The sequence below is a fragment of the Streptomyces sp. I05A-00742 genome, assembly GCF_013055795.1.
In the GTDB taxonomy this organism is placed as follows: Bacteria; Actinomycetota; Actinomycetes; order Streptomycetales; family Streptomycetaceae; genus Streptomyces.
The window spans coordinates 47,785-63,581 of record NZ_JABETO010000005.1; the positions used below are offsets into that span (position 1 = coordinate 47,785).

Below are 15,797 nucleotides of genomic sequence, written 5' to 3' on the forward strand. Positions count from 1 at the left end.
TCACCTCACGATCCGCACCGGCAGCGCCGTCAGCGCCTCCCGCAGCGCGTCCGCGAACTCCTCGAACTCGCCCTGGCGCGCCGCCCCCGAGCGCATCGCGAGGGCGATCCGGCGGGAGGGCGGGGGCGTGGCGAAGCAGCCGGTGGCGAGGCGGTCGCTGCGGGCGGCCTCGACGCGGACGGCCGTGCGGGGCAGCAGGGTCACGCCGAGTCCGCCGCCTACCAGCTGGACCAGGGTCGACAGGCCGGCGGCGCTGGTCGTCACGGGGACGCCGGAGGTGCGGCCGGCCTCGCGGCAGATGTCGAGTGCCTGGTCGCGCAGGCAGTGGCCCTCGTCCAGGAGCAGCAGGTCGAGGTCGCGCAGCGCGGTACGCGGGATGTCGGTGCGGCCGGCCAGCTCGTGGTCGCAGGGGGTGACCAGGAGGAAGTCCTCGTCGAAGAGCGGGATTTCGGTGACGCCGGGGGCGCCGACCGGCACCGCGAGCAGCAGCAGGTCGAGCCGGCCCTGGGTGAGGCCGTCGAGCAGGGACGAGGTGCGCTCCTCGTGGACCTGGAGGTCGAGGTCCGGGTAGGTGTCGTGGACGAGCCGCAGCACCGTGGGCAGCAGGTACGGCGCGACGGTGGGGATCACGCCCAGCCGCAGGACGCCGGTGAAGGGCGCCCGGGCCGCCTCGGCCTCCTCCATGAAGTCGCCGACCGCGTCCAGCACCCTGCGGGCCCGTACGGCCAGCCGTTCACCCGCGGGGCTCAGCAGCACTCTCCGCGTCGTACGCTCGAAGAGCTGAATCCCCAGCGAGTCCTCCAGGGCGGAGACGGCGCCCGAGAGCGCCGGCTGGCTCATGGAGATGGCGGCCGCCGCGTCACGGAAGTGCAGGTGCTCGGCGACCGCGAGGAACGCGCGGAGCTGCGGCAGGCTGGGCCGGCCCGGGCGGCCGGACGGCGCCTTGCCGGTGCCCGGCCGGGCGGCCGCGTCCCGCTCGGGCCGCTCGGGCCGCTCATGAGATATGGACGACTCCATCGATAAGCACCTCCGATCAACTCCAATCAGTCTAACTATTTCCGCTATCAATGCCTCCTGTGGCAGGGTGGATCACGTCCAACCCCGCAGAAAGTCCGCAATCAGGGACTTTCTTCGCTGCAAGGAGAGCGCGTGCTCACTGTCGGTGACAAGTTCCCCGAGTTCGACCTGACCGCCTGTGTGGACCTCGACGCGGACAAGGCTTTCGCGCAGATCGACCACAAGACCTACGAGGGCAAGTGGAAGGTCGTTTTCTTCTGGCCGAAGGACTTCACCTTCGTCTGCCCGACCGAGATCGCCGCGTTCGGCAAGCTGAACGACGAGTTCGCCGACCGTGACGCCCAGATCCTCGGTGTCTCCGGTGACTCGGAGTTCGTCCACCACGCCTGGCGCAAGGACCACGCCGACCTGCGTGACCTGCCCTTCCCGATGCTGGCCGACGCCAAGCACGAGCTCATGCGCGCGTGCGGCGTCGAGGGCGAGGACGGCTACGCCCAGCGCGCCGTCTTCATCGTCGACCAGAACAACGAGATCCAGTTCGTCATGGTGACCGCCGGCTCCGTCGGCCGTAACCCCAAGGAGGTCCTGCGGGTCCTCGACGCGCTGCAGACCGACGAGCTGTGCCCCTGCAACTGGAGCAAGGGCGAGGAGACCCTCGACCCGGTCGCGCTCCTCTCGGGCGAGTGAGCTGATCCCTCATGGCTCTCGATGAACTGAAGTCCGCCGTACCGGACTACGCCAAGGACCTGAAGCTGAACCTCGGCTCGGTCATCGGCAACTCCGACCTCCCGCAGCAGCAGCTGTGGGGCACGGTCCTCGCCTGCGCCATCGCGACCCGCTCGCCGATCGTGCTGCGCGAGCTGGAGCCCGAGGCGAAGGCGAACCTGTCCCCGGAGGCGTACACCGCCGCCAAGGCCGCCGCCGCCATCATGGCGATGAACAACGTCTACTACCGCACCCGGCACCTGCTGTCGGACCCGGAGTACGGCAACCTGCGCGCGGGTCTGCGGATGAACGTCATCGGCAACCCGGGCGTGGAGAAGGTCGACTTCGAGCTGTGGTCCCTGGCCGTCTCCGCCATCAACGGCTGCGGCATGTGCCTCGACTCGCACGAGCAGGTGCTGCGCAAGGCCGGTGTGGCCCGCGAGACGATCCAGGAGGCGTTCAAGATCGCCTCTGTGCTCCAGGCCGTCGGCGCCACGCTCGACGCCGAGGCCGTGCTCAACGGCTGAGCACCCCCCGTACGACGGCGGCCCGCCGACCTCTCCGGTCGGCGGGCCGCCGTCGTCGTGTCCGGGCCCGGCTCACTCGGGGCGTTCGCCCGGGACCTCGCCCCGGGAGTACGCCCTCAGATAGCCGACGACCGTATTGGTCACCGCCACCAGCGGCACCGCCACCACCGCGCCGCCGATGCCAGCGACCATCGAGCCGGCCGCCACGGAGAGCACGACCGCCAGCGGATGGACGCGCACCGCGCGGCCGAGGATGAACGGCTGGAGGATGTGACCCTCTATCTGCTGCACGGCCAGCACGACCAGCAGCACCATCGCGGCCGAGAACACTCCCTGGGTGACCAGCGCCACCACCACGGCCAGCGCGCCGGAGACCACGGCACCGACGAGCGGGATGAAGGCGAAGAGGAAGATGAAGACGGCCAGCGGCACGGCCATCGGCACCTTCAGGAAGTAGAGGCCGATACCGATGCAGATCGCGTCGATCATCGCCACTATCACCGTGCCCCGCACATAGGCGGTCAAGGTCGCCCAGGCACGCGGCCCCGCCCCGGCGACACCCTCGCGGGCCGCGCTCGGGACGAGCTTGAGCATCCAGCGCCAGATCCTCGGCCCGTCGTAGAGCAGGAAGAGGGTGGTGAACATCGCCAGGACGATGCCGGTCAGCGTCTCGATGATGACCTGGACGCCCTCTATGCCGGCGGAGGTGATCTCCTTGGTGTTGGAGCTCAGGGCATCACTGAGGTTCTCCGTGATGTTGTCGATCTGCTTCTGGGTGACGTGGAACGGGCTCGTCCGCAGCCATTCCTTCAGGTCGTGCAGACCCGTCTCCAGCTGGCCGGACAGGTCGTCGACGTTCTCCATGACCTGCCACACCACGAACCAGCCCACCAGCCCCATGACCACGAAGCCGGAGATGAAGGTGATGGCCGTGGCCAGTCCCCGGTGCAGCCCCCGCCGCTTCAGCGCGGCGACGGTCGGCTGGAGCAGCGCCGTGATCAGCAGGCCGGCGACGAACGCCAGCACCACCAGCTGCACCGCGCTGATGACGCGCATCAGCACCCACAGCGTTCCGGCGAGCACGAGCAGCCGCCAGCCGGCCTCGGCCGCGACGCGCATGCCCCAGGGCACGGCGGAGACCGGGTGGGGTCGCGGGGGTTCGGCGAGGACGGCCGCGGCGGGGGCCGGTGCCGTCCGGCCGGCGGAGGCGGGGTCGGCGCCCGGTTCTTCGGGCCCGGGCGAGGTGGGCTCCTTTGCGGACGCGGGTTCCGGGGCGGATGCGGGTTCCGGGGCGGGTTCCGACGCGGGTTCCGCGGCGGAGGCGGGACGCTCGGGTTCGGCGCCGTCCCCGGCGGGTCGCGCCCAGCCGGGCACGCCGTCCGGGTCGGTGCGCGCCTTGCGCTCCTCCAGCCGTCGGGAGAGCCGCGTCAGGCCCGACCCCACACTGCCGAGCCATTGTGGCAATCTGGACATTTCTCTTCCTCTACCCCCACATCCCCCGTGGCCATCGGGCATGAACGTTACCCGGGCCCGGCCGCTCCGAGGGGAAAGGTTTCCGCCCGTAGGACCCGCGTTCCCCCCGGAAGACCCACAAAGCCCCCGACCGGTTGAGGTCGGGGGCTCGCGGATGTGTCACTCGGCGCGTGCCGGAGGGCCGCCTAGTACCAGTTGTTGGCCTGCCAGAAGGACCATGCCCCACAGGGGCTGTGGTACCTCTCGTTCATATAGCTGAGGCCCCACTTGATCTGGGTGGCGGGGTTGGTCCGCCAGTCGGCCCCCGCGGATGACATCTTCTCGGCCGGGAGGGCCTGGACGAGGCCGTAGGCGCCGGAGGAGGCGTTGGTGGCCGTGTAGTCCCAGCTGCTCTCGTTGTTCACGATGTTGCTGAAGCACTGGAACTGGTCGGCGGGGACGATCTGCCGGGCTATGGACTGGACCTCGGCGACGGAGTACGAGCCCTTGGCGGGGAAGCTGGAGGCGTCCCGCGTGGCCGAGCGGCTCGCGACGTCCTCCGCCTTCTCCTTCTCCCGCTTCTCCGCCTTCTCCTTGGCCTTCTCCTCCGCCTCCTTCTTGGCGGCGGCCTCGACCGCTTCCTTCTTGGCGGCGGCGTCCTCGGCGGCCTGCTTGCGGGCGGCCTCCTCGGCCTCCTTCTTGGCGACCGTCTGGGCGACACCGACCTGCGTGTCCGCCTGCTGCGTCAGCGAGGCGTGGCCCTGGACGCTCTGCCCGGCGGGAACGTCCGCGAGGAGCGTCGCCTCGGGGGCGGCGGCTTCGACCCCGCCGGTCGTCGTCCTGCTCTGCTCGTCGCCCTGGGCGACGCCCACGACGGCGCCGACGGTGGTGACCGCGGTGGCGGAGGCCACGGCGAATCCCCGGACCGAGATCCGGCTCACACGCTTTCCTTCCAGCATCGCCCGCGCAGGTGACCCTCGCGGACGCGATCGCGCCCCTCGCTCTGGCCTCTGCTGGTACGGAACCGCGGACAGCGGGACCGGCCGGTCACTGGAGGCGCTGGCCCGGCGGGTCCGCCGGTGAACCCCTGAGAAAAGAGGTCCGCACGGTGCACGGGCGGCATACGGCGGCACTGTTCAATTGGCGGTGAATCGCACGCCCCCTGAGGAGCACGTGCCGTATGCGGGGCCTGACAGGACCCAGACTCTGCCCCACGCGTACGGCCGCAGGCAATTCCGCGTTGCGTGGGAAAGGTCACACCAGGTTCGACACACTGGAATTGCGGGAATCCTGGCGCGACATCACAGCGCGCGGCTAAGCTCCCGGGCTTTTGCCGCGCGCTGTCCGTCCGTCACCGGACGCCGGCGTCGGATACGTCCGGCGTCAGATGCGTCCGGCACCGGATACGTCCGGCACCGGACGCGTCCAGGCGTCAGATGCGTCCGTCCTCCAGCATCTCCGTGACCAGCGCCGCGATCGGCGACCGCTCCGAACGCGTCAGCGTCACATGCGAGAAGAGCGGATGACCCTTCAGTTTCTCCACCACCGCGGCCACCCCGTCGTACCGTCCGACCCGGAGGTTGTCGCGCTGCGCCACGTCATGGGTGAGCACCACCCGGGAGTTGGCGCCGATCCGGGAGAGGACGGTCAGCAGGACGTTCCGCTCCAGCGACTGGGCCTCGTCCACGATGACGAACGCGTCGTGCAGCGACCGGCCGCGGATGTGCGTGAGCGGCAGCACCTCCAGCATGCCGCGCCCGACGACCTCCTCGATCACCTCGGCCGTCGTCACCGCCGACAGGGTGTCGAAGACCGCCTGGGCCCAGGGGCTCATCTTCTCCGACTCGCTGCCGGGCAGGTACCCCAACTCCTGGCCGCCGACGGCGTACAGCGGCCGGAAGACCATCACCTTGCGGTGCTGCCGCCGCTCCAGCACGGCCTCCAGTCCTGCGCACAGCGCCAGCGCCGACTTGCCGGTGCCCGCCCGGCCGCCCATCGAGACGATGCCCACGTCCGGGTCGAGCAGCAGGTCCAGGGCGATGCGCTGCTCGGCGCTCCGGCCGTGGATGCCGAACGCCTCCCGGTCGCCGCGCACCAGCCGCACCTCGCCGTCCGCCGTCACCCGGCCCAGCGCCTTGCCGCGCTCCGACTGGAGCACCAGCCCGGTGTGCACGGGCAGTTCGGCCGCTTCCGGGACGTATGTCCGTTCCACGGCAAACAGTTCGTCCACCTGCTCGGCCGTGACGGACAGTTCCGCCATACCTGTCCAGCCGGAGTCGGTGATGGCCAGCTCGGCCCGGTACTCCTCGGCCAGCAGGCCGACCGACGACGCCTTGATGCGCAGCGGCAGGTCCTTGGAGACCACGGTGACGTCGTAGCCCTCGGCCTGGAGGTTCCGGGCCACGGCGAGGATGCGCGAGTCGTTGTCCCCCAGGCGGAAGCCGACCGGGAGTATGCCCGGATCGGAGTGGTTCAGCTCGACCCGCAGGCTGCCGCCGAGCTCCCCGATGGGGATGGGCGCGTCGAGCCGGCCGAACTGCACCCGGTACTCGTCCAGCAGGCGCAGCGCCTTCCTGGCGAAGTAACCGAGCTCCGGATGGTGCCTCTTGGCCTCCAACTCCGTGACCACCATGACGGGCAGCACCACCTCGTGCTCCTCGAAGCGGCACATGGCGCCTGGATCCGCCAGCAGGACGCTGGTGTCGAGGACATAGGTGCGCCGGTCGTTCTCACGGCGCTTCTTGCTGGTCACCACGGGTGCACGAACCCCCTCGGGGAGAGGTCTGGACGCGACCGGAGTCGCGGGGAAGGGGCCGGGTACACGCCCTCCGAGGGCCGGTCGACGGCCCTCCACGTCCTCCGCACGGCCCGGAGGGGCGGCAGGACCCGCCTGCACCGCTCAGCCGTCGCGGGCTTCGTCCGTCGCAAAGGGCCTCCCGGGCGGGCGGCCCCATGCCGCCCGCTGGCAGAGCGACGGTCATTGGGACGACCGCCGGCCTGCAGGGGATATTCCCGCCGAAGCGCTTGACCATGCAACGGCATATGCGACGAGCAGGTGAACGATTGATCACCGGGCCGCGACAGCGGCCCGGTCGGCGACCGTACGGAACCGGGCAATCGCCCAGCGCACATGCGGGGACCGGGTCATGACGGTCCGTACGACGGCCGCTTCCCGTCCGGCGCCCGCCGGAACCGCTCAGTATCCGTAACGCCGGTGGCGCGCCGCATAATCACGCAGTGCGCGGAGGAAGTCGACCTTGCGGAAGGCCGGCCAGAAAACCTCGCAGAAGTAGTACTCGGAATGCGCGCTCTGCCAGAGCATGAAACCGGACAGCCGCTGTTCGCCGCTGGTGCGGATGATCAGGTCCGGGTCGGGCTGGCCGCGTGTGTAGAGGTGCTTGGTGATGTGCTCGACATCGACCGTCTCGGCCAGTTCCTCGAAGGACGTGCCGTTGTCGGCCGCCTCCAGGATCAGGGAACGGACGGCGTCCGCGATTTCCTGCCGGCCGCCGTAGCCGACGGCCACGTTGACCAGTATTCCCTTGACGTCGAGAGTGGCCTGTTCGGCCTCTTTCAGGACGGTCTGAGTGCCGGCCGGGAGCAGGTCGAGCTGCCCCACGTGGTGGACGCGCCAGCGGCCGTCCGCCGCCAGTCCGCGGACCGTGTTCTCGATGATGCCCAGGAGCGGTGTCAGCTCCTTGCCCGGGCGGTCCAGGTTGTCCGTCGAGAGCATCCACAGGGTGACGACCTCGACGTCCGTCTCGGCGCACCAGCCCAGGAGCTCCTGGATCTTGTCCGCGCCGGCCTGGTGGCCCTGCTCGGTGGTCCGGCCGTCGGCACGGGCCCAGCGACGGTTGCCGTCCAGGATGACGCCGATGTGCTTGGGCACCTGGGCGTGGTCGAGGCGGCCTTCCACCCGGTGTGCGTAGAGCCTGTACACCAGGTCGCGCAACTTCACGTTTCCAGCCCCTCCATGCCACTGCGGTTCCCCGCCACTGCGGGCGCCCGAGGGCGCCACATTACTGCCAGCGTGTCGCGAGAACCCAACTCGGCCGGTCACCGGACCGTGATAGTCAGTGGCGGCATGACCGATTCGCGCTACCTCGCGGCCGAAACACGCTACGACTCCATGGAGTACCGGCGTACGGGCCGCAGTGGACTCAAGCTGCCCGCCATCTCCCTCGGACTGTGGCACAACTTCGGGGACGACCGCACCCTGGAGTCGCAGCGCGCCATTCTCCGGCGCGCCTTCGACCTGGGGGTCACCCACTTCGATCTGGCCAACAACTACGGCCCGCCGCCGGGTTCCGCCGAACTGAACTTCGGCAAGCTGTTCGCCCAGGACTTCCGGCCCTACCGTGACGAACTGGTGCTCTCCACCAAGGCCGGCTATCAGATGCACCCCGGGCCGTACGGCGAATGGGGTTCGCGGAAATACCTGCTCTCGTCCCTGGACGCGTCACTGGTCCGAATGGGTGTCGATTACGTCGATATCTTCTACTCGCACCGCTTCGACCCGCACACGCCGCTGGAGGAGACGATGGGCGCCCTCGCGTCCGCCGTCCGGCAGGGCAAGGCGCTGTACGCCGGGATCTCCTCGTACAGCTCGGAGCAGACCCGTGAAGCCGCGCGGCTGCTGCGCGAGATGGGCGTGCCCGCGCTGATCCACCAGCCCTCGTACTCCATGATCAACCGCTGGACGGAGGACGACGCCCTGCTCGACACCCTGGAGGACGAGGGCATGGGCTGCATCTCCTTCGCCCCGCTCGCCCAGGGCCTGCTCACGGACAAGTACCTGCACGGCGTCCCGGAGGGCTCGCGCGCCTCGCGGGGCACCTCGCTGGACCCGGGGCTGCTCACCGAGGACGTGGTGCGCCGGCTGCGCGGCCTGAATGACATCGCCCGGCGGCGGGGCCAGTCCCTCGCGCAGCTCGCCCTGCTCTGGGTGCTGCGGGACGAGCGGATGACCTCCGCGCTGATCGGCGCCTCCAGTGTGGAGCAGTTGGAGGCGAATGTGGCGGCGCTCGGGGGACCGGAACTGACCAAGGAGGAACTGGCCGAGATCGATTCCTTCGCGGTGAGCACGGAAGGGGTCAACATCTGGGCGCGTCGGGGCGATTCCTAGGCGGAAACCCTGCGGTGGCCGGCTTCGGGGGTGAGGCCGGGGGGCTCCGCGGAGCAGGGCAGGCGCCCGCTCCGCGGGGGCGCCCCCGCGCGGGCCGTCGGCCGACGCTCCGGGTGCTCTCCTCCGCGTACGCGGCGTGGACGATTCGAGGGTGGTTTGTGAATGAATCGTGGGTGATTCCGACGCGCTTGCCACGGTGGCTTTCCGCCGGATTCGGATCACAACTGTCCGGAGTCGCACGATTCCATACGGAGAGTGACATTGCCCCAAGAAAAACGGGCCGGTCCGTGGGGGGGATACGGACCGGCCCGAGGGGGGGTTTCCACCATAACCGGTCGGAGGGGGTGCATCGCGCATCGGCGGGGGTGACAGTGCGTGGCGCGCTGACTTTCGGCACAGTTGTTGATCTTGAAAAGGTACTCCCGGCGATCCCTGCCACCCCTCATTCCCCCTGTCAGCACAGGGCCTACGGTGTAGAACCGGCCATGTGATCGCCGGCTGATGATGCCGTCCGTCACATTCATCGAAATGTTGCACAAACTCATCGCCGACTTGACGGCGTAGGCCGATCGGGAACGGTCGGGGTGCGGCTCCGGAGGCTCCCCCTCCGATCGGAGGGGGTGGGGGTGGCGGCCTGGGGCGGGCTCCGCTCGATCCGATGGACGGTCCGGGGGCCTCCCCCCTCCCCCTCCCCACCCCCGCCCCTCCGGCCCCTCACGGCCGTACGGACCAGCCGCCCGCCAGGAGCCCGGCCCATGCCCCGGCGATCAGGAACGGGCCCAGGGGCATGGTCGCGCCGCGCCCGGCCCGGCGGGTGAGCATGAGCCCGATGCCGTACAGCGACCCGAGCAGCAGGCCGGCGAGCCCTCCGAGGATCAGCACGCCCCAGCCGTACCAGCCCAGGACGCAGCCCAGCCCGGCCGCCAGCTTGACGTCTCCGAAGCCCATCCCGGCCGGGTGCGCCAGGTACAGCAGGAGGTAGGCCCCGCCGAGCGCCGGACCGCCGAGCAGGGCCCCGGTCCAGGACCCGCCCGCGCCGGGCAGCACGGCGGCCACGCCCAGCGAGGCGGCCACGCCCACCGCCAGGGGTACCGTCAGCACGTCCGGCAGCCGGTGCACCGCCCAGTCCACCCCCGCGAGCACCACGGCCACGGGTATCGCGAGCAGCCACACGGCCAGTTCGGGCCGTGCGCCGACCGCGGCCGCCGTCCCCGCGCACACCACCGCCGTCACCCCGGCCGGCCACACCGCCCCCGGCCCGTACCGCCCCCCGCACACCCCGCACCGCGCCCGCCCGGCCCACCCGCCGAGCCGGTGCCCGCACGGCGCCGCCGTCCGCCACGCCTCCTCCGGCTCGACGGACAGCCGGTACAGCGCCCCCGGCACCAGCGCGCCGGCCAGGGCTCCGTACAGGGCCGCGGCCGGGACGACCAGTGCGATCAACAACCAGTCCATGCGCCGAGATTACGGACACGGGGCCGGTCCCGCGGGGGGCTGTGGACAAGTCCTTGTGCATGTGGACGGTGGGACGGGGGCATGGGGCGCACGTGCACGGGGTTGAGAGTGGAGGCGCGGGTGGGTGGTGATCTCTTTCCGCACTTCGGACGCCGTGACCACCGCCCGCACCGGACCACCGCCCCGCACCACCGGGGCGTAGGGATGACGGCCGGGTATCGTCGGTCGCATGATCGAGCGGCTGGAGATCGAGAGCTTCCTGGTGCTGGCCGAGGAGCTGCACTTCGGACGCACGGCCGAGCGGTTGCACATCACACGGGCCCGGGTGAGCCAGGTCGTCCGGAGCCTGGAACGGCGCATCGGTGCTCCGCTGTTCGAGCGGACCAGCCGCAGGGTCCGTCTCACGCCGCTCGGGCAGCGCCTGCACGACGAGGTGCGACCGGGCTATCAGCGCATCGAGAAGGCGCTCGCGCATGCCCGGGCCGAGGCCAAGGGCGTGGAGGGAGTCCTGCCGGTCGGCTATCTGGGCAGCGCGGCCGGGGAGTTCGTCATGGATGTGATCCGTGTCCTCGCCGTACGGCATCCGGGCACGGAGGTGGAGATCCACGAGACACAGTTCAAGGACATGCTCGGGCCGCTGCGCACCGGTCAAGTCGACCTGCTGGTCACCCAGTTCCCGGTGGAGGAGGACGACCTGGTCCGGGGCCCGGTGGTGCTGCGCGTGCCCCGGATGCTCGCCGTCCCGGCCAATCACCAGCTGGCCAAACGGGACCGGGTGTCGGTGGAGGACCTCGCCCGCGACCGGGTCTTCGCCTGTTCCGGCGACGTGCCGCGGTACTGGCAGGAGCACCTGGCACCGTCGCACACCCCCGGCGGCCTGCCGGTGCGGCGCGGGCGGTCGGCGGCGACGTTGCACGAGACGCTCGCCCAGGTCGGCGCCGGGCAGGGCATCTCGCCGGTGGGCGCCGACGTCGCGCGGCACTACACGCCCCGGGGCGTCGTCTACGTCCCCTTCGACGACGCCGATCCGCTGGAGTACGGCCTGGTCCGGCGCGCGGCCGGGGAGACGGCCCGCATGCGGGCCTTCGCCGCGGCGGCGGTGGAGGTGGCCGGCATGGATCCAGGGAATCGGTAAGCCGGGCTTACCGATCGTTGCGCAGATCGGGGCTGATCACGGCCCGCCGTCGCGTGAGCCTGAAGTCATGACCTACGACCTTCGCGCAACGGAAGCACCTGCGGAAACGCCGGCAGCACCACCACAGACCGCCTCGCGGCCGGGCACTCGCGGGAGAGGAAGCGCCGCGGCGCTGTTCGCACTCGCGCTGGGGGCGTTCGCGGTCGGGACGACCGAAGTCGTCATCGCCGGACTGCTGCCCGAGGTGGCCGCCGACTTCGGCATCCCGCTGCCCACCGCGGGGCTCCTGGTGTCGGGGTACGCCGTGGGCATGGTCGTGGGCGCTCCGCTGCTGACCGTCCTGGGGACGAGAGCGCCGCGGAAGCGGATGCTGCTGTGGCTGGTGGGCCTGTTCATCGTGGCCAGCCTGCTCAGCGCACTGGCCCCGAACTACCCGGTGCTGCTGGCGGGGCGCGTGCTGTCGGCCCTGGCGGGCGGGGCCTACGTCGGCATCGCCGCGGTGGTCGCCGCCGGCATCGTCGCGCCGGAGCGGAAGGCGAGCGCGATCGCCATGGTGTTCATGGGGCTGAGCCTCGCCAATGTGTTGGGCGTTCCGGGCGGGACGGCGCTGGGGCAGGCGTGGGGCTGGCGGGCCACCTTCTGGGCCGTGACGGCGATCGGCGTGGTGCTGCTGGCCGCGCTCGCGCTGCTCGTGCCGCTGGTGCCGCGCGAGGCCGGGGCGGACATCAGGAAGGAACTGGCGGTCTTCCGGCGCGGACGCGTCTGGCTGGCGCTGGCGGCCACGGCCTTCGGGTGGGCGCCGTTCCTGACCGTCCTCACCTACGTCTCCCCCTTGCTCACCGAGGTCACCGGCTTCGGCTCCCGGTCCGTACCGCTGCTGCTGGTGCTGCTCGGCATCGGCATGGTCATCGGCACTCCCCTCGCGGGACGGCTGGCGGACCGGGCGCTGACGCCGACGCTGTACGGCGCGCTGGCGGCGACCGCGGCCGTCTCGGCGCTGCTGCTCGCCGCGGTGCACAGCAAGCCGGCGGCCGTCGTCGGATTCCTGCTCTTCGGCATGGTCGGCGCGGCGGTCATCCCCCCGTTGCAGGCCCGGGTGCTGGCCACCGCGCAGGGCGCGGACAATCTCGCCTCCGCCGCCAACATCTCCGCCTTCAACGTCGGCAATGCCGGTGGCCCGCTCCTGGCCGGTGCGGCCCTCGGGGCGGGCGGCGGCTACACCGCGCCGCTGTGGATCGCGGCTCTGCTGGCAGTCGTCGGGCTGGTGTTCGCCGTGGCCCAGCGGCGTGAGCGAGTTGCCTGATCACGGCCCCCGGTGCCTTGTCGCGGTCCGGGTGACTTCCCCGGGTGCCATGGGACACCACGCGCCATGTGGAATAACTTGGCTGCCCGGACGTGCCGATGGACCGTGGCGAAAGGTCGTGCCGATGCCCGGATGGATGGACGGGTTCACCCAACTGACCGTGGTGGGCGCCGAGTTCGGTGGGCCGGTGATTCCGGTGGAGGTCGCCGCCTCCTACCGGGCCCGTACCCATGGGCTTCTGGGCCGTGACGAGGTCGAGGGGGCGATCCTGTTGACGCCGGCGAGTTCGGTGCACACCTTCGGGATGCGGTTCCCGATCGATGTCGCGTATGTGACGCGGGACATGAGGGTGCTCGCCGTGCGGACCATGCCGCCCCACCGGCTGGGGCTGCCCCGCCTCCGGGCACGCTATGTACTGGAGGCGGAGGCGGGCGCGATGGCCGCGTGGGGGCTGCGCAAGGGGGTCCGGGTGCGGATCGGTCTGGCGGCGCCGGAGTGAGGGCGCGTCCGGCGGGGCGTGTTCACTCCCCCGGTCTGCGGGCCAGGAGTGTCCAGCCGCCGAGTCCCAGGAGCAGTGCCGTTCCGGTGCCGATGCCGGCGTAGCCGAGGGCGCGCAGCGGCCGGTCCGGGGCCGGGTGGGCGGCCGATTGCGGTGAGGGTGGACCGGGCGGGGACGCGGGGGCGCGCCGGGCGGGGGTGGTGTCGACGGCGAGCGTGACGGGTACGGCGCCGGAACGTCCGGTCGCGGCCTTGAAGTTCAGGCTGACCTGGAGGTAGTACCAGCCGCTCGGCGGGCCGCCGCCGAGTGCGGCCGGGGGTGCGGCGAGGGGGACGGAGACGGGGCTGCCCTGGTAGCCGTCGGTGCGGTTGGCCACGTGGCCGCGGGCGGTGTCGTTCAGGCCCAGGCGCACGCCGTTGGCGACGTAGGGGGTGTGTCCGGGGGCGTTGCCGAACGTCGCTTTCGCGAACAGTTGCCGTCCGGCCGGTACCGGGGTCCGGTAGAAGCGGGTCTCCCCCGGGCGGATGGTGTCCTTCCAGGTGCCCGTGCGGACCTCGGCCGCGTCGTTGAAGCCGCTGCCCCCGGTGACGTCCTTCGCCGGGCCGGCCGGTTCCGGGGGCGGTGCCGAGCTCCAGGGTCCGGAGTTCCCGGGCGAGGGGACTGTGACCGGTGGGTGTTCGGTGACGTACTTCAGTTCCAGGGGCATGGGGGCGGGGTCGCCGCCGTCCGCGTCGCCCCGGGTCACGACGAAGTGGTAGGTGCCGGCCGCCGCGCACGGTCCGTCCGTTCCCGCTCGGCGTTCCGCGTGGTCGGCGAGGGGGTAGGCGCCGCCCGCCGACAGGAAGGAGCGGTGCCGGGGCGGCCCGCACGGGGTGCCGTCGGCACGGTGCAGCGACACGTCGATGCCGTCCCGGAGGCCCAGCGCGCTGCCCGGCCGGGGGGCGGCGACCGCGGAGACGTAGACGTCGGAGACGCCGTCCAGGCGGACGCCGTAGTACTTCTTCCCGCCGGGGGCGATGGTGTCCGTGGCGGTGCGGTCGCCGGGCATGAGGGGCGGGCCGTCCGTGGCGGCCGGGGTGCCGTGGACCTCCAGCGCGTCGGTGGCCATCCGGTAGGCGACCGGCGCTCCGGCCCGTTCCGCGTCCTTGGTGCCGGCCGCGGAAGCCGCAGAGGCCGCCGCGGGTGCCGTCGTGGTCACGGCGAGCGCTCCCAGCGCGAGGACCAGCCGCACGCCGCGGTTCCCCTTCCGCGCCGCCCGCCTCGTACAGCCCGTCACGTACCGCCCCCCTCACCCGCCGCCGGGGTCCCCGGGACGCCCATCCTGCCCTGTGGGGCGTGGGGTTGGCGAGGGCCGGTCATGGGGCGAGGGAGGCGACCTCCGCGGCCCGGGCGTCGAGGCCCCAGGGGTGTGCCTCGGCCAGGACCTCCTCCGGTCCTTCGCCCACCCGGAGGGTGAGCACGAACCGGTGGGTGCCGCCGATGCGCCGGGGTTCGAAGGCGAGGTGGGCGAACCATCCGGTCTCCGGTCCGGTGGCGGCGGTCCGCAGCCGGCGGAGTTCGCCCTCGGCCCGGGACCACTCCTCCGCGGGTACGTACTGCCGCATCACGGAGTGCCAGACGACGGTGAGGGTGCCCGGCCGCAGGGCCGCGTCGACGAGGAAGTCGGCGGCACCGCGGGCCCGGACGCGGGCCGGTACCTGCCGTGCGAGGGCCAGGGCCCCGGCCAGGCGGGCCGTGCGCGACGGGTGGTCGGGCCAGACGTAGGCCCGGAGGGCGAGGGCGCCCGCGGGGTCGAGGGGGTCCAGCGGGTCGACGTCGCAGCCGAGCCGTTCGACGACGTCCAGGGCGGGGACGCGGGCGGCGGCCCCGGCGATCCGGGGCGGCGGCGCGCCGTCCCGCCATGCGCCGTCGAGGACGACGGGCGATCCGGGGTCGCCCCAGGAGAACTCCGGCCCGCCGGGGCGGCCGGACGCGGTGCGGAAGCGGTCGGCCCGGAGGTTCAGGCCCGCGCTCGCCCCCAGTTCGAGCAGGCGGACCGGCGGCGGCTCGGGCAGCGCCAGTCCGGCCACCGCCGTGACGAGGCCGCTGATCAGCATGTTCGCGCGGCCGACCTCGTTGGTCTGCGGAGGGCGCCGCATCCATGCGGCGATGTGCTCGGGGTGCTCGGCCACAGCTCGCCGGAAGGGTCCCCAGGCGGCTTCCGGGTGGTCGGCCGATCCGCCCGAGGTGGGGTAGTGGGCGGCCAGTTCGGGCGTCTCGCCGAGCAGGACGAGCGCGTGGACCGCGCCCAGCAGGCGGAGCGCCACCGCGGCGGGTCCGGGCGCGCCCTCCAGCGGCGCGACGGCGTCGGCGCAGGGCCCGCCGTCGCGGACGTCCTGGGCCGCCCGCGCGAGCAGGGTCGCATACAGCGGGGCCTTCAGCTCCGCGCAGGCCTGGGCCTGCATGTCGATGAGGTCGGCGGTACGGGCGCGGGTCACGTGGGCCTCCCCGGTGGACGTCATAACCACCGGTCAGCCTACGCGGATTGATCACGAGCGTTGTTGACGTCGTTGACGGGGCCGCCCCGCCGGAAGTGCGAC

The 15,797-nt window shown here is 71.9% G+C and carries 14 protein-coding genes; 6 read left to right on the forward strand and 8 right to left on the reverse strand.

The window, feature by feature from the left end; genetic code table 11:
- Nucleotides 1-1,017 carry a hydrogen peroxide-inducible genes activator gene (locus tag HN013_RS06390; protein ID WP_171163905.1) on the reverse strand — a complete coding sequence of 339 codons (1,017 nt, stop codon included), beginning with the start codon at nucleotides 1,015-1,017 and terminating at the stop codon, nucleotides 1-3.
- Between the two features lie 132 nt (nucleotides 1,018-1,149).
- Between HN013_RS06390 and HN013_RS06395 the strand changes: the two genes are divergently transcribed.
- Both HN013_RS06395 and HN013_RS06400 read left to right on the forward strand, forming a co-directional pair.
- Nucleotides 1,150-1,704 carry a peroxiredoxin gene (locus HN013_RS06395; protein WP_171163907.1) on the forward strand — a complete coding sequence of 185 codons (555 nt, stop codon included), beginning with the start codon at nucleotides 1,150-1,152 and terminating at the stop codon, nucleotides 1,702-1,704.
- Nucleotides 1,705-1,715: 11 nt separating this feature from the next.
- Nucleotides 1,716-2,249, forward strand: a complete 534-nt coding sequence (locus HN013_RS06400; protein ID WP_171163909.1) for an alkyl hydroperoxide reductase — start codon at nucleotides 1,716-1,718, stop codon at nucleotides 2,247-2,249.
- A gap of 72 nt (nucleotides 2,250-2,321) precedes the next feature.
- Here HN013_RS06400 and HN013_RS06405 read toward each other — a convergent pair whose 3' ends face one another.
- From HN013_RS06405 to HN013_RS06420, 4 genes are all read right to left on the reverse strand, one after another.
- On the reverse strand, nucleotides 2,322-3,722 hold the full coding sequence (locus HN013_RS06405; RefSeq protein ID WP_171163911.1) for an AI-2E family transporter: 1,401 nt from the start codon (nucleotides 3,720-3,722) through the stop codon (nucleotides 2,322-2,324).
- Between the two features lie 185 nt (nucleotides 3,723-3,907).
- The gene (locus tag HN013_RS06410) at nucleotides 3,908-4,660 is read right to left on the reverse strand and encodes a transglycosylase SLT domain-containing protein (protein ID WP_171163920.1); all 753 of its coding nucleotides are present in this window, start codon (nucleotides 4,658-4,660) and stop codon (nucleotides 3,908-3,910) included.
- Between the two features lie 473 nt (nucleotides 4,661-5,133).
- Nucleotides 5,134-6,456: a PhoH family protein gene (locus tag HN013_RS06415; RefSeq protein ID WP_171163922.1), complete on the reverse strand. Its 1,323-nt coding sequence runs from the start codon at nucleotides 6,454-6,456 to the stop codon at nucleotides 5,134-5,136.
- Nucleotides 6,457-6,897: 441 nt separating this feature from the next.
- On the reverse strand, nucleotides 6,898-7,659 hold the full coding sequence (locus HN013_RS06420) for an isoprenyl transferase (RefSeq protein WP_171163924.1): 762 nt from the start codon (nucleotides 7,657-7,659) through the stop codon (nucleotides 6,898-6,900).
- Between the two features lie 126 nt (nucleotides 7,660-7,785).
- Here HN013_RS06420 and mgrA point away from each other — a divergent pair, with 126 nt between their 5' ends.
- Entirely contained in the window at nucleotides 7,786-8,826 is a 1,041-nt protein-coding gene (mgrA, locus tag HN013_RS06425) for an L-glyceraldehyde 3-phosphate reductase (RefSeq protein ID WP_171163926.1), read from the forward strand.
- A 714-nt stretch (nucleotides 8,827-9,540) separates the two neighbouring features.
- On the opposite strand, the gene HN013_RS06430 is transcribed toward mgrA, so the two are convergent.
- Entirely contained in the window at nucleotides 9,541-10,281 is a 741-nt protein-coding gene (locus HN013_RS06430; protein ID WP_171163928.1) for an A24 family peptidase, read from the reverse strand.
- A 229-nt stretch (nucleotides 10,282-10,510) separates the two neighbouring features.
- On the opposite strand from HN013_RS06430, the gene HN013_RS06435 reads away from it, so the two are divergent.
- The 3 genes from HN013_RS06435 (at nucleotide 10,511) to HN013_RS06445 (ending at nucleotide 13,218) form a co-directional block, all read left to right on the forward strand.
- Complete coding sequence (locus tag HN013_RS06435; RefSeq protein WP_212764036.1) at nucleotides 10,511-11,416, forward strand: LysR family transcriptional regulator; 906 nt, start codon at nucleotides 10,511-10,513, stop codon at nucleotides 11,414-11,416.
- Nucleotides 11,417-11,483: 67 nt separating this feature from the next.
- A complete protein-coding gene (locus HN013_RS06440; RefSeq protein ID WP_171163930.1) occupies nucleotides 11,484-12,719 on the forward strand; it encodes an MFS transporter in 1,236 nt (411 codons plus the stop codon).
- A 124-nt stretch (nucleotides 12,720-12,843) separates the two neighbouring features.
- Nucleotides 12,844-13,218: a DUF192 domain-containing protein gene (locus tag HN013_RS06445; protein ID WP_171163932.1), complete on the forward strand. Its 375-nt coding sequence runs from the start codon at nucleotides 12,844-12,846 to the stop codon at nucleotides 13,216-13,218.
- A gap of 22 nt (nucleotides 13,219-13,240) precedes the next feature.
- On the opposite strand, the gene HN013_RS06450 is transcribed toward HN013_RS06445, so the two are convergent.
- Nucleotides 13,241-14,449 (reverse strand): hypothetical protein, encoded by a 1,209-nt coding sequence (locus tag HN013_RS06450; protein ID WP_171163934.1) that lies wholly within the window; start codon nucleotides 14,447-14,449, stop codon nucleotides 13,241-13,243.
- Between the two features lie 124 nt (nucleotides 14,450-14,573).
- Nucleotides 14,574-15,695 carry a DUF2332 domain-containing protein gene (locus HN013_RS06455; RefSeq protein WP_171163936.1) on the reverse strand — a complete coding sequence of 374 codons (1,122 nt, stop codon included), beginning with the start codon at nucleotides 15,693-15,695 and terminating at the stop codon, nucleotides 14,574-14,576.
- Nucleotides 15,696-15,797: the final 102 nt, after the last annotated feature.

Coding starts and splice junctions, on each gene's coding strand:
- HN013_RS06390 (WP_171163905.1), bottom strand. CDS start 1,017: ATGGAGTCGTCCATATCTCATGAGCGGCCCGAGCGGCCCGAGCGGGAC.
- HN013_RS06400 (WP_171163909.1), top strand. CDS start 1,716: ATGGCTCTCGATGAACTGAAGTCCGCCGTACCGGACTACGCCAAGGAC.
- HN013_RS06405 (WP_171163911.1), bottom strand. CDS start 3,722: ATGTCCAGATTGCCACAATGGCTCGGCAGTGTGGGGTCGGGCCTGACG.
- HN013_RS06410 (WP_171163920.1), bottom strand. CDS start 4,660: ATGCTGGAAGGAAAGCGTGTGAGCCGGATCTCGGTCCGGGGATTCGCC.
- mgrA (WP_171163926.1), top strand. CDS start 7,786: ATGACCGATTCGCGCTACCTCGCGGCCGAAACACGCTACGACTCCATG.
- HN013_RS06430 (WP_171163928.1), bottom strand. CDS start 10,281: ATGGACTGGTTGTTGATCGCACTGGTCGTCCCGGCCGCGGCCCTGTAC.
- HN013_RS06435 (WP_212764036.1), top strand. CDS start 10,511: ATGATCGAGCGGCTGGAGATCGAGAGCTTCCTGGTGCTGGCCGAGGAG.
- HN013_RS06440 (WP_171163930.1), top strand. CDS start 11,484: ATGACCTACGACCTTCGCGCAACGGAAGCACCTGCGGAAACGCCGGCA.
- HN013_RS06445 (WP_171163932.1), top strand. CDS start 12,844: ATGCCCGGATGGATGGACGGGTTCACCCAACTGACCGTGGTGGGCGCC.